At 39.4% G+C, this 13,771-nt stretch carries 11 protein-coding genes and 1 other annotated feature; of the genes, 5 read left to right on the forward strand and 6 right to left on the reverse strand.

What is annotated here, in order from left to right:
* Positions 1-39: 39 nt before the first annotated feature.
* On the forward strand, positions 40-468 hold the full coding sequence (locus BAOM_RS18390) for a type II secretion system protein (RefSeq protein ID WP_127761527.1): 429 nt from the start codon (positions 40-42) through the stop codon (positions 466-468).
* Between the two features lie 12 nt (positions 469-480).
* Positions 481-993, forward strand: a complete 513-nt coding sequence (locus tag BAOM_RS18395; protein ID WP_127761528.1) for a hypothetical protein — start codon at positions 481-483, stop codon at positions 991-993.
* 86 nt (positions 994-1,079) lie between these two features.
* Here BAOM_RS18395 and BAOM_RS18400 read toward each other — a convergent pair whose 3' ends face one another.
* From BAOM_RS18400 to BAOM_RS18410, 3 genes are read right to left on the reverse strand one after another with little or no spacing between them, the layout of a single operon-like run.
* On the reverse strand, positions 1,080-2,357 hold the full coding sequence (locus tag BAOM_RS18400; protein WP_127761529.1) for a VanW family protein: 1,278 nt from the start codon (positions 2,355-2,357) through the stop codon (positions 1,080-1,082).
* Positions 2,358-3,320: a hypothetical protein gene (locus BAOM_RS18405; RefSeq protein ID WP_127761530.1), complete on the reverse strand. Its 963-nt coding sequence runs from the start codon at positions 3,318-3,320 to the stop codon at positions 2,358-2,360. It lies immediately after the preceding gene.
* Between the two features lie 34 nt (positions 3,321-3,354).
* Positions 3,355-4,653: a bifunctional folylpolyglutamate synthase/dihydrofolate synthase gene (locus BAOM_RS18410; RefSeq protein WP_164853288.1), complete on the reverse strand. Its 1,299-nt coding sequence runs from the start codon at positions 4,651-4,653 to the stop codon at positions 3,355-3,357.
* Positions 4,654-4,717: 64 nt separating this feature from the next.
* On the opposite strand from BAOM_RS18410, the gene BAOM_RS18415 reads away from it, so the two are divergent.
* Positions 4,718-5,620, forward strand: coding sequence for an ATP-grasp domain-containing protein (locus tag BAOM_RS18415; protein WP_127761532.1), 903 nt, complete (start codon positions 4,718-4,720; stop codon positions 5,618-5,620).
* Positions 5,617-6,453, forward strand: a complete 837-nt coding sequence (locus BAOM_RS18420; RefSeq protein WP_127761533.1) for an ATP-grasp domain-containing protein — start codon at positions 5,617-5,619, stop codon at positions 6,451-6,453. Before BAOM_RS18415 ends, BAOM_RS18420 begins: the two co-directional genes overlap by 4 nt.
* 334 nt (positions 6,454-6,787) lie before the next feature.
* Here BAOM_RS18420 and BAOM_RS18425 read toward each other — a convergent pair whose 3' ends face one another.
* A complete protein-coding gene (locus BAOM_RS18425) occupies positions 6,788-9,439 on the reverse strand; it encodes a valine--tRNA ligase (RefSeq protein ID WP_127762635.1) in 2,652 nt (883 codons plus the stop codon).
* A 184-nt stretch (positions 9,440-9,623) separates the two neighbouring features.
* Positions 9,624-9,854: a binding site (T-box leader), on the reverse strand.
* Between the two features lie 173 nt (positions 9,855-10,027).
* On the opposite strand from BAOM_RS18425, the gene BAOM_RS18430 reads away from it, so the two are divergent.
* The gene (locus tag BAOM_RS18430; protein ID WP_373995307.1) at positions 10,028-10,222 is read left to right on the forward strand and encodes a hypothetical protein; all 195 of its coding nucleotides are present in this window, start codon (positions 10,028-10,030) and stop codon (positions 10,220-10,222) included.
* A gap of 49 nt (positions 10,223-10,271) precedes the next feature.
* Here BAOM_RS18430 and ysxE read toward each other — a convergent pair whose 3' ends face one another.
* On the reverse strand, positions 10,272-11,312 hold the full coding sequence (ysxE, locus tag BAOM_RS18435) for a spore coat protein YsxE (protein ID WP_127761534.1): 1,041 nt from the start codon (positions 11,310-11,312) through the stop codon (positions 10,272-10,274).
* A gap of 438 nt (positions 11,313-11,750) precedes the next feature.
* Complete coding sequence (locus tag BAOM_RS18440) at positions 11,751-13,673, reverse strand: LysM peptidoglycan-binding domain-containing protein (protein WP_127761535.1); 1,923 nt, start codon at positions 13,671-13,673, stop codon at positions 11,751-11,753.
* Between the last annotated feature and the right edge of the window lie 98 nt (positions 13,674-13,771).

The raw sequence follows: 13,771 nt of genomic DNA on the forward strand, positions 1-13,771 counted from the left end.
ATATATACTTATTAAAAAGACACTAGGTGGTAGAAATTCGTGAACAATTTTAAAAATAATAACGGTTTCACTCTTATAGAAGTGCTAGCATCTATTACGATTCTCGGCATTGTGTTAACCGTGTTCTTATCTTTCTTCTCTAATTCAATGACTTTTTCTGTGAAAGCAGAGGATAAATTAACAGCAATCAACCTGGCTGAGAAGGAGCTTCATGACGTAACTAACAGCATGGAAACTTATTGTAAAATGGAAAATTGTGAAGATCCTAATAGCATTCCAGAAGATACATATACTCGCTCACCTATTGAGTTAAACAATAAAACCTACCTTTCAACTATGACACCTTTACCTGAAACCACAGAAGAAAGCTCATTAGGTTTACTTCCTATTTCTATAACCATCCATTCAGAAGACAACAAAGAACTAACAGCCGTATATGGATATGTAGAACTAGATTCCGACAATTAGGAGAATAACTACATGAAAGAAAAAAATGAAGCAGGCTACACATTAGTGCTTGTACTACTAACGATTACATTAATTTTTATCTTTTCATTAACTTTGATTAGCAGTGTTTTAAACAGTGCTAGTCAGAATAAAAAAACAGAAGAAAATATACAATTAAATCGATTATCAGAAATGGGAGTAACTTACACGGAGACGGCAGTAAAGGAGGCAAATAAACAAGCAAACGCAAGTATAGTAGCGTGGCTAAATTCTGATCCTGCACCTTCTAACCCCAATATTCCCTACGAATATCAGCTTAGGTTTGAAACAGCCTTAGATACACTAATTAAGTATGAGACAAATTCTATACTAGAAAAAGAATTAGAAGAAGATAGTGAGCGATTCAAAATTGTTATTAATGCTATAAGTCTAGAAAATACGAATACTATCAAAGTCGTTTATACAGTCACCGCCTCCTTAACAAAGGAATACTCTAAAACACTTTCATCTCAGCATACAATAACGATTAACTTAAATATTAATTAGTTGGAATGTAATTTTTTAAGGTTAAAAATATATTTCTAACACCTAATCAAAACCGGCTGATCCACACCAGCCGGTTTCCTTCTACTCTATTTCTTCACATCTGTTTCTTCTTCATTTGCCTCAGGACTTTCCTCTTTTACTTCTTGATCCACATTCGTTTCTTCGTCTGCATCCTTCGCTCGCTCCTCATTATCCACTGCCGGTTCTTCCGTGACCTCTTCCGGTACTTCTTCTTCCTTCGTTTCCTTCACAACTACTTCATTGATCGGCAAGTAAAAGTCTTTGGCCATGAGCTTGTAGTCGCTAACCTCTCCAGAACTATCATAGATATCTCGATAAACAGAGACAGAGTAACCTTGTTTTCCTGGTGAGGCTGCTGGCTTGGATGGGTCAGATGTGTATCGAACAATTGTTTTAAATGGATATGTTTTCGGATTTTCTTGTCGAACTACATATTTTTTCCCGTTCGGATAGCCGCTTATTTCAGCGACTAACACGCCTTGTTGTTTCGATTTAAACGTTACAGTTAATTCCGTATCATTTGGATTGTTCACAATAAAATCCAAATCACTTTGGTTAACTTTCGCTTCATATCCCGCTTCTGCATCACTCGGAAACTCTACACTTCTATGTCTTTCAATAATTTGCAAATTGGTCGCTAAACTCGCTTTATAAAAAGTCGATGCCGCTTCCGTTAAAAAGGCCTCCGAAAATGTGTGGTCGTTTGCCATCACATCTTTCATAAAGGCTACAGTCTGAAAAGCAGGGATTGTAAACGTTGCATGCTGCTTCACAAAAGAAGCTACATCTTCTGCATCGGTTACGTTCATTTCAGCACGAGATAACACTTTCGTTTCTAGATTATCACGCAGAAACTCTATCGCCACAATTTCCTTTCCATCCTTGCCTAATAATCCTGCTTTTCGTTCTATTTCGGATTTAAGCTTTGTAACATCCAGGTTGGAAACAAACTCCCCGCCTGCCATTTCAACCAATACACTCCGAACCGTTTCTTTTGAAATATTCGCATATAACGGATTCGTTGCTCCATCTTCTGCCGACCGTATTGACTCCTGCAAAAGAAACGTCATGTCTATCGCTGGAATCGTTCTTTCTTGATTCGAAAATGATACCGTTATCTCTTGTTTATTCTGCCAAATTTCTATAGCTTCTGATATCTTAGATAACGCTTCATCCTCGGAAAGATTTCCTACATCAATCGGTCCAACCACTGTCCCATTAGCAAAAATCCGGCCCGGCGGAAAGACTTTTTCATAAGCAAATACCGCAGCTTGAGAGAAACAGGTGATAAACAAAGTACTGCTTATTAAGAGAATTAAAGTTCGTACATACCCCTTCTTCACTTACACCGTCTCCCTGTCTTTCTTCTGTTTATTTTTCAAATACGATTCTTCTAAATCCTCAAATGAATGAAGGTTTGTACTCGGAGATGTATCTTCATCCTTCTCTGCAGAATCTGCAATCGTTTGTTTTTCTTCTATCTCAATTTCTTCGTTTTTTCGCCCATCATCTGACAACTCTTGTATCTCATCGAGTTCTTCAAACATTTTCATTCTTATTTTTATGAAATCATTCGATTCATCTACTATTTCAAATGACGTTTGTTTCTCGTCTTCTTCCTGTTCTTCTAGCATTCTTGCTTTCATATCGATAAAATCCAGCTCATCTTCCAAAGTAGCCGCAGTCTCTTCTAGTACAAACTGACTTCGGTCTTCTTCCTTTTCCTCCGCTACTCTTCCTTCTCTATCTATGAGCTCGAGCTCGTCCTCCACCATAAACGCAACCTCTTCTAGTTCAAGCTGCCTTTGACTTTCTTCTTTTTCCTGAGCCATTTGCGCTTCCAAATCTATAAACTCCGGTTCTTCAGGCGTTCCATATCCTATATCAGAAAGATTATTATTCGATGTTTCAGCTTCAAAATGTGGAGAGGACAACGAATCTTTTTTTATAAAAGAAGGAGACCCATATTGATCCACTGTATTTGACAGATTTGCTTTTTCCAAGAGCTCTTCATAACGAAACAATGGCTGTAGTTCTTTCTCCCGAAAATTGGACTCATCTTCATTTTCTTGAAAAAGCGCAAGCCGTTTTGTTATCAAATAAGCTAGAACAATGGCAAAAAACAGTTGGACAGCAATCGCTCCCCAAATCGAAACTTGATTCATCATGGCCAAACCGAGAAGACTTGTACAAACACTAGCTAAAAAGAGAATGACTTTCCCTTTTAATGTTAAGTTCAAAGGAAGAAAAATGAATAGTAATGCTAAAAAAAGTATAGCAATGATTACGGAAAAAATGAGAACCAATCTGCTTCACCTCGCTTATGCAACTATATTCCTATCATACTTTATCCTTATGTTCTTTCATATACCCTCTCACTAAAGAAAGAAAATAAAGCGAACCTGTAACGACAACAATCTCATCTTCTTCCGCTGCTAGAGCGTGTGTGAGGCACGTTTGCCAGTTAAAATCGATATGTTTCTGTTTAGCGTCGCTTGTTTCATAAAGAACAGTCGCTTTCTCTGCCCGCTCATGTGTAAATTCCGTAAAGAAAATATCCGAAGCAACATCATCTACTAATCGAATCATTTCTGAATAATTTTTATCCCTTAAAGCTGAAAAAACAAAGCGATAGTTTTGCTTTGGATATCGCTCCTTTAATGTTTGAATCAATACACCAATACCCGCCGGATTATGAGCTCCATCTAAGATAATGGTCGGCTTGTCCTGAATTTTTTCAAACCGTCCGTTCCATTTCGCCTCACGCAATCCTTTCCGAATGCTTTCTTCAGAAACAGTAAAGGAGTCTTGTAACAGAACAACTGCAGCAACCGCCAATGCTGCATTATCGACTTGATGACGACCAAGCATTTGCAATTCAAGCTGTTCAAGCACTGTATCTCGGAAAGCAAAGGTAAAGCTTTGAACGGCTTCCCTTTGCTCTAAATTTCGAATGACGATATCTTTTGTTAATTGAAAATAAGGCGCTTTAAGAGATTGTGCTTTTTGCTGAATGACTTGTGCTGGTTCCTCTTCCGTCACTCCACTAACAATAGGAGCACCCTTTTTAATAATCCCTGCCTTTTCGGAAGCAATTTCAGCAAGAGTGTTCCCTAGAATGTTCGTATGTTCAAGTGAAATAGATGTAATAATAGAAAGAAGCGGCTCGATGACATTCGTAGAATCCAATCTCCCTCCAAGACCAGCTTCTAAGAGAACAATGTCTACTTTACAATTCTTAAAATAACAAAATGCCATCGCAGTTAAAATTTCAAATTGCGTTGGGCCATTTCCCGCTTCATCCATTTCTTGAATAACGGGCCAAAGCAGCTGAAACACAGCAACAAAATCTTCATCTTGAATCATCTCATCATTAATCTTCAATTGTTCATTCATTTTCTCCAAATAAGGCGAAGTAAAGGAAGCAATTGTATATCCTTCTGCAATCATCATTTCTTTTATATAATGTAAGGTGGAGCCTTTTCCATTTGAACCAGCAAGATGAATGTATTTCAGCTCTTTATGAGGATTACCAAGCTTCGCTAATAGCTGTTCCATCCTTGAAAGTCCAAAGTTCATTCCTAACCGGACCGATCTATGTTCAAAAAATTGATTGATTTCGTTTATTGTTGTTAGCATGTGGTCTACGCCTCCCAAATTATAATATATCATTCATTTCCCTATATGAAAGGAGTTATTTTAGATGAATTCATCGACTCTCTCCTGCTGGATTGTTGTCAATGGCTATTTACAGCACGAGAAATTTTCCGATTTGGCTCTATTCGTCAAGGAAGCCGCTGAAAAAAAAGGGATTGCCGCATCTATTGTGCGAAACAGCGAGCTAATCGTCAGCCTTGAAAACAGCGCAGCTGCACTCATACATAACAGGAATTCACTGCCTGATTTCGTCCTTTTTCTCGATAAAGACATTCACTTAGCACGTCAGTTAGAGCTGCTCGGCCTTCCTGTATATAATAGAAGTGAAGCAATCGATATTTGCGATAGTAAAGCAAAAACCCATCAAGCGTTAGCCAATCATGCTATTCCGATGCCAAAAACATTTTTCCCACCCTTTACATATGAAGGAATTAAGCGCCAACACTTTGACGCCTTTATCAACATCGGACAAGCGCTCGGTTACCCGCTTGTCATCAAAGAAGCCTATGGCTCTTTTGGGCAGCAAGTATACTTAATCGAGACAGAGAGCGAATTAATAGAGCTTATAAAAAAATTAAAACATAAACCTTTTATTTTACAAGAATTCATCGAAAACAGTCGAGGTCGCGATATTCGAATCAATGTTGTCGGAAACAAAGTCGTAGCCGCGATGAAACGAACATCGAAGCATGATTTCCGGGCCAATATGACAAACGGCGGTCAAAGTGCCCCTTATACGCCAACCGAAGCGGAAGCGGAACTTGCTATTACAGCCGCTCGCATTCTAGACGTTGATTTTGCCGGTGTTGATTTATTATACGGCGAAGACGGACCTCTTCTTTGCGAAGTAAATTCCAATTCGCATTTGCTGAATATTTATGAATGCACCGGTATTAATATTGCCGATGCTATGTTTGATTATATGATACAAAGGACGTCTAACCAATGAAGAAAATCGGATGGTTAATTTATAACCGCGAGGATGCAAAGAAAAATAAAGCGTATATAGAGTGGATGTTAGCAGAAGCAAAAGAACTGAACATGGAGCTACAATTTCATTATCGTGAAGACCTACAAATCGGTCATCGTCAGCACAACCTATTTGTTGATTTTCGAAACGAACCTGTTGCACCGCCTGCCTATGCAATCATTAGAACCATTGATTCATTTTTCACCAAGCAATTAGAAATGCTTGGCACCGTTTGTTTTAATTCTTCTTTCGTGTCCGAAATAGCAAACAACAAAGCAAAGACTCATCAATTCCTTAGCTCACTTGGCATCCCTATGGCAGACACCGTTTACTGCCAAGATTCTGTTCAAGCACACTTTCCCTTCCCTTTCATCGCAAAGGAAGTGCATGGACGCGGCGGAAAGAGTGTCTATTTAATTGAAAATGCGAACCAATTAACATCATTGCCATCAGGAGGCGATTGGTTGATTCAAAAACCCGGCGTTTTTGGAAAAGATGTACGCGTTTTTGTTGTCGGAAAAAAAATCGTTGCTGCTGTGTTACGAGAATCCAGCTCAAATTTTAAAGCCAATTATACCCTTGGAGGCACAGCTTCCCTGTACGAATTGTCCGATGAAGAAACTGCACTTATCCAAACAATCATTGATGCCTTTGATTTTGGTATGGTCGGCATTGATTTTATTTTTGATGAAAAATGTCGATTTTTGTTTAACGAAATTGAAGATGTCGTAGGGAGTCGAACGTTAAGTGCGTTAAGTGACATCAATATTGTCCGAGAATATTTACAATTTATCCAGTCTCATTTCGCTTAAACACTAGAGTGAGTGCCATTGTCGCACTCGCTTTTTTAATTTTTTTACGCAACACTCCTGTTTTTTAACACTTTTAAAAAATTGAACATTTTGTTACATAATATAACAAAATATTGCAAAATCCCCTCTTCCAAATTATACTCTTTTTATAGATGTTATATTTAATAACATCGATTGATAGGTAACATTTCTTTACATAAAAAGTTCATCTATCGTTACTAGCCAAAATAATTGGTCACATTTTCGCACCCCCTTTTCCCCGCTTGACTCTCCGTACCCCCGCACAAAAAAAAGGAAGAACGAGCCTTCACACATCCACTCGTTCTTCCTTTTTTTATAATTGTTTCAATTCATTAATTCGATGAATCACAGCATCACGCTTTTCAACGTAATCTTTTTCTTTTGCACGTTCTTCCTCAATTACTTTCTCTGGCGCTTTCTTCACAAAGCCTTCATTTCCTAGTTTCTTCTGAACGCGTTCTACTTCTTTGTTCAGCTTATCCAGTTCTTTTTCTAGACGTTTTACTTCTTCATCGATGTTGATTAAGCCTTGAAGCGGTAAAATAAGCTCAACTCCTGTTACAACAGCTGTCATCGCTTGAGCTGGCTCTTCTACTTCGACACCAATTGTTAATGCTTCCGGGTTACAGAAACGCTCAATGTAGCTCGCATTTTTCTCTAAGATTGCTGAAATATTCGCATCTTTCGCTTTTAAAATTAAGTTTACTTTCTTGCTCATCGGTGTATTCACTTCAGCACGGATATTACGTACTGCGCGAATGATTTCAACAAGAAGTTTCATTTCTTCAGCTGCATCCGTGTCTGTTAATGCAGGATTTACCATTGGCCAAGCAGCCACTGTAATGGACTCTCCTTGGTGCGGTAGGTTTTGCCAAATTTCTTCCGTAATAAATGGCATGAATGGATGTAATAAGCGCATTGTGTTATCTAACACATAAGCAAGAATGGAGCGCGTTGTTTTCTTCGCTGCTTCGTCTTCACCGTACAATGGAAGCTTCGCCATTTCAATATACCAATCACAGAAATCATCCCAGATGAAGTTATATAGCGCGCGCCCTACTTCACCGAACTCATATTTATCTGCAAGACGTGTAACTGTTTCAATCGTTTCATTTAAGCGAGTTAAAATCCATTTATCTGCTACGGATTTTTCACCGCTTAAATCAATTTCATCATACGTTAAGCCGTTCATGTTCATTAAGGCGAAACGAGATGCATTCCAAATTTTATTCGAGAAGTTCCATACAGACTCTACTTTTTCGTTACTGTAACGAAGGTCTTGGCCTGGAGAGCTTCCTGTTGATAAGAAGTAACGTAATGAGTCAGCTCCATATTTATCAATAACATCCATTGGATCGACACCGTTACCTAGAGATTTACTCATTTTACGTCCTTGCTCGTCACGAACAAGACCATGAATTAAGACATTTTCAAATGGACGTTCACCTGTGAATTCAATCGCTTGGAAAATCATTCGTGACACCCAGAAGAAGATGATATCATAACCTGTTACAAGCGCATCCGTTGAGTAATAACGTTTAAAGTCCGCTGCATCGGCATCCGGCCAGCCCATCGTTGAGAATGGCCATAATGCTGAACTAAACCATGTATCCAATACATCTTTATCTTGTTCCCAGTTTTCGCTATCAGCAGGTGCTTCTGTACCAACATACACTTCACCTGTTTCTTTATGGTACCAAGCTGGAATACGATGTCCCCACCAAAGTTGACGAGAAATACACCAATCGTGGATATTCTCCATCCAGCGTAAGTATGTTTTTTCGAAACGATCTGGTGTGAAATGAACTTTTTTGTCATCACCTTGTTGTTGCAATTCGATTGCTGCATCAGCAAGTGGTTGCATTTTAACAAACCATTGTGTAGATAAATATGGTTCAACTACTGCACCGCTGCGCTCAGAATGTCCAACTGAATGCATATGATCTTCAATTTTGAATAATACACCTGCATCTTGTAAATCTTTCACAATTTGCTTACGGCATTCGAAACGGTCCATTCCTTCATATTTACCTGCACGGCCGTTCATTGTTCCATCTTCGTTCATCACAAGAATGCGTTCTAAGTTATGACGGTTTCCAACCTCGAAATCGTTAGGATCATGCGCTGGCGTCATTTTAACCGCACCTGAACCGAACTCCATATCTACATAATCATCACCAACAATCGGAATTTCACGACCTACAATTGGAAGAATAACCGTTTTGCCAATTAAGTGTTTATAGCGCTCATCTTCAGGATGAACAGCTACCCCTGAGTCACCCAACATCGTTTCTGGACGAGTTGTAGCTACCTCAATATAACCTGAGCCATCTGCTAATGGGTACTTCATATGATAGAAAGCACCTTGAACATCTTTATGAATAACCTCAATGTCAGATAAAGCTGTTTTCGTCACTGGATCCCAGTTAATAATATATTCCCCGCGGTAAATTAAATCTTTTTCATATAATTTTACGAATACTTCACGAACGGCTTTTGATAACCCTTCATCTAAAGTAAAACGTTCACGTGTATAATCAAGACCAAGACCTAGCTTCGCCCATTGCGCACGAATATGACCCGCATATTCTTCTTTCCATTTCCACGTTTCTTCAACGAATTTCTCGCGTCCTAAATCATAACGACTAACGCCTTCTTCACGCAGCTTTTGCTCTACTTTTGCTTGAGTAGCAATCCCAGCATGGTCCATACCTGGCAGCCAAAGCACGTCATAACCTTGCATTCTTTTCATACGCGTTAAAATATCTTGCAGCGTCGTATCCCAAGCATGACCTAAGTGAAGCTTACCTGTTACGTTTGGCGGTGGAATAACGATTGTATATGGCTCCTTTTGATCATCGCCTGTTGTTTCAAAAAACTTTCCTTCTAACCACCACTGATAACGACCTTTCTCAATCGACTGTGGATCGTATTTCGTCGGCATTGAAATTTGATTTTCTTCCATCATAAGTCCCTCCTATATAATCCCTTATCATGATTACTAAAATGATAGCACAGAACAAAAGCAGCTCGAACGTAGCACGCAGTCATATAAGACCCTAGCGAAATAACTTATTTCTCACACTTCAGAGTTACGTATATTTTCTGCGAAGTTCTGCCCCTTTTCCACAAAAAAACTCCCATCATCACAAAAGGACGAAGGAAGTTGTTCGCGGTGCCACCTTTTTTCCGAAAAAGCAAATAAACCTTTTCCGGCTCTCAAATAAAATAACGGTTGTTTACCGATTTTCGCTACTGCAGTTGTTCACGAAAATTGCTCACGGACGACTTCTGATGCTGCTTACTTAGAAACCTCCCAGCTTATAGTTTCCTCTCTGAAAAGCGCCATTCATCATACTATTTCCGATCTTCGCTTTACGCAATATGTATTTTTTAAACACATAATCTATAGTACATAAAAACAAAGGATATCGTCAATCATTCTTTCCGTTTTTTTATTATTCTATACAAGAAGCATCTATCCGTGACAGCCTCTTCACGTTTCTCCACACTTCCCCATATGATGAAGCAAGACGATATAAAGGATGACATAATGATGAAACGACAAAAGAAATTTAACCCAAACAATCTCCCTCCTTGGACCAAAAAAGCGAGTGTTGTCGTACAGCAATTTATTGTCCCATTTACAATCTTTCAAGCGATTCGAACGCTTATTTTTCCGACATTCATCGATATTCTATTGCTGGCCTTGTTTATTTTTCTCGCTGCGTTCTTCTATGTAAATTGATGACAGCACAAAAAAACATGAATGGTTGACTCCAAACATGTTTTTTGAGCTAACTTTGAGGTGACTGTGCTTCTTTAGCAGCCGCCTTCTTTTGATTCTCGATTTCTTCTATCTTCATGACAACATATTCAACATTCTTTAAAAACCAATATTGACGTTGAAGTTCCTTTACTGAATCTAGTTCCGTTTTATTCCCCTTTCGTTCCACGTAATTTTTAACCGCATCCAGAGCTGATCCCGGATAAGCAAGATAGCTTTGCATCAATAACATTTCATCCTCTTTTAACGGAAAATAGCGAATATAATTATATAGCCAATCCACACAATCATCGCATTGAATCGGAAATGTTTTCATCGACCTTACAAGAAAAGGAAGTATATCGAAATGCGGCGGCGCTACCCGTGAGTTTTCAAAATTGATAAAATAACCATACCCCCGATTATCACTAACAAAATGCTTCAATGACACTTTTCCATGTGTTACAACCGTGCGAACCTTCTCTTCTTCCTTCGTTTGTTCAAACCACTCCTTAAACTTCTTAATTGAATATGTCAACGCCTGGGAAAGGTCGCTGTAATAGACACAAAACAGCATTTCCATCGGTGACATATACCATTTCTTCTCACAGCTTACAATCCATTCATCTAGAAACTCTTGCTGCGCTTCCCATGCATGAAGCGTACGTTCATAATGCGCCTCCCTATCCTCCTTATCTACTTCAATCTCTTTAATAGAAAGGCTGTGCATGCGTGCCAGCTCTCGAAACATTTGCTTATGTCGTACATCTCGTTCTCCGCTTTCTAAAGTTTCCAACCACGGCATTAAATAATAAAGTTTATTATGATGAAGAACCGCATAACGCCCATCTTTTGACTGATAGATTGGCACAATTCTATTATAGCCACGCTGATACAACGTTTGAACATTACGGATAAAATCAATGCCGACATGAGGCGAAATCGATTTTAAAGCAAATACACCTCGGTCACTATAAATTTTCTTTACACGTCCAAAGTCTTCAATATATTGAATGCGAAGTGCATATTGTTGCAAAACCGCTATCGTTTCAGCATGTGCATTCTCCGTCATAACATCACTCACTTTCCTAAGAAAAGCGTAAGGCACCTGGAGCTAGACAGTAGAACATATTGAAATTTTATCCGGCATTTAACGGGCAGTAAGACCTCAAGTTTTTCAGAGATGGTACAACTGCCCTCATCTAGTTGCGCCTCCTAGCCCCTCGAGGTCATAAGCTGTCATACTCTATGGCAAACTGAGCCACGCCGCATTTCATCTTATATGAACAGTTGCCTCACTTTTGTAGTAAAGATACAATTGGTGAGATAAAGTGAAACGTACCTTTTCAATTTTCAACCAATTAGGTTCGTACAGGCACTTGATTGAAGCGAAGCACGAGATCTTAGTGACCGTAGAACATGGCTAACCATCAGTAAGGGATGAAGGTTTGTTTCTTTCCTGTAGAAAAAACAGCAAGCAGCTTCACTGCTCACTGTTCTAGCGTAATAATTAGTTTTTATACGAGGCGGATCTCGGAATATACAAGACTTGCCCTTCATAAATATCTTGATTCGGTTCTAACTCATTGCTTTGAAGCAATGTTTGCGGATTGACTGAATAACGCTCTGCCAGGTCATCAATCGTTTCTCCCTGTTGCACAATACAAACCTTTACTTTTACATGTTCTTCTTCTTGCTTTCTACTGAAAAAGTCCATAATCGAAAGAGGTTGAGATTCATTGGTCCTCGCTTTTTGCTCAGACTTCTCCACTTTTTTCTCCTCTTCTTGCTGTGGCTCTCGCTTATCTTGTTGAACGATAACAGGAGGTGCCTCTCTCTTTTTCACTAAATGCAGTAAGTTAACCTTTTCCAGCTCCTCTTTTACTTCTTGTTCAAGGACCGGCTCCACCTTTTGTTCTTCTTCTACTTTCCTTTCAAGCACTGGTTCTGCTTTTTGTTCTTCTACTTTTCTTTCAAGCACCGGCTCCGCCTTTTGTTCTTCTACTTTTCTTTCAAGCACCGGCTCCGCCTTTTGTTCTTCCACTTTTCTTTCAAGCACCGGCTCCGCCTTTTGTTCTTCCACTTTTCTTTCAAGCACTGGCTCCGCTTTTTGTTCTTCTACTTTTCTTTCAAGCACCGGCTCCGCTTTTTGTTCTTCTACTTTCCTTTCAAGCACCGGCTCCGCCTTTTGTTCTTCTACTTTTCTTTCAAGCACCGGCTCCGCCTTTTGTTCTTCTACTTTTCTTTCGAGCACCGGCTCCGCCTTTTGTTCTTCTACTTTTCTTTCAAGCACTGGCTCCGCCTTTTGTTCTTCTACTTTTCTTTCAAGCACCGGCTCCGCCTTTTGTTCTTCTACTTTTCTTTCAAGCACCGGCTCCGCCTTTTGTTCTTCTACTTTTCTTTCAAGCACCGGCTCCGCCTTTTGTTCTTCTACTTTTCTTTCAAGGACTGGTTCTGCTTTTTGTTCTTCTACTTTTCTTCCAAGCACCGGCTCTACTTTCTGCTCTTCTTCCACTTTCCTTTCAAGCACCGGCTCGACCTCTTGTTCTTCCTCTCTTTCTTGAAACTTTGGTACAGAAAAGTCGAATACAGGGATATCCGGCTGTTTACTAATAAACAGAGGGGCTACCCTCTCTTCTTCTACATCTGGCGTTCGTTTCGCCTCCACAATAAAAGGTTCGTATAACTCTCCCTCTTGTTGTTCTTCCTGACGAAATGTCGGTTGAAAATCTGGAAGCGGTGGTGTTGCTGCCGTATATGAAACAGGAGATTCTTCTTCTATTTGTGAAACTGGACTCTCCACAGAATCCGCCCTGTCATCAGCAAACTCTTCAGCCTCAACAAATTCTTCCACTTCGGCTATTTCTTCTTGCCTGATGTCCACTAACTCCACTTCTACTACTTCATCTTCTATTTCTTCATCCAATTCTTGTCGCTCATCCGTCGCAACTGGACTTTCATCATCATCCCACACTTGATAGTCCTCAAGTTCCGGCTCGACATATGTTTCACGATAAATCCCACTGATGATTAAATCTGCTTGAAGTTTAAGACAATTCCGCTCAGGTAACGTATAATCAAACGTTTGAATCGTCACTTCAATATCATCTAATGAGGTAATACGTGTACTCGGAATTGTAATATCAACAGGAAAGCGATGGATAAACTCACTAATTCCATTTGGATGTCTCTCCACCGTTTGAACAGATCGCGGTAAAAACGTATGAGCATCACCGTCTACTTGTTCTCCGCTGTCCTTATATTCACCGCTTAAATCAAGCGTTCCTCTCATATACACATAATGTTCATCTTCTTGAATCGTCACGTTGGGATCCAATGAAATGGAGTATAACTCCGCTACTTCCTGTCCCTTCTGAAACCAAACCGATTCTTCTAACGAAAATCGTAAATACGATTGATTCTCTTCGGTCAAAGCATTTCCTCCTTTCACTTCTCATACCATTATCAATCTATGAAAGCAGAAAGAAAGTTATGTCAAACGTTATGTAAATCGGTCATATATGCCAAAAG

Origin of the sequence: Peribacillus asahii (assembly GCF_004006295.1) — a bacterium.
GTDB classification, from domain to species: Bacteria; Bacillota; Bacilli; order Bacillales; family DSM-1321; genus Peribacillus; species Peribacillus asahii_A.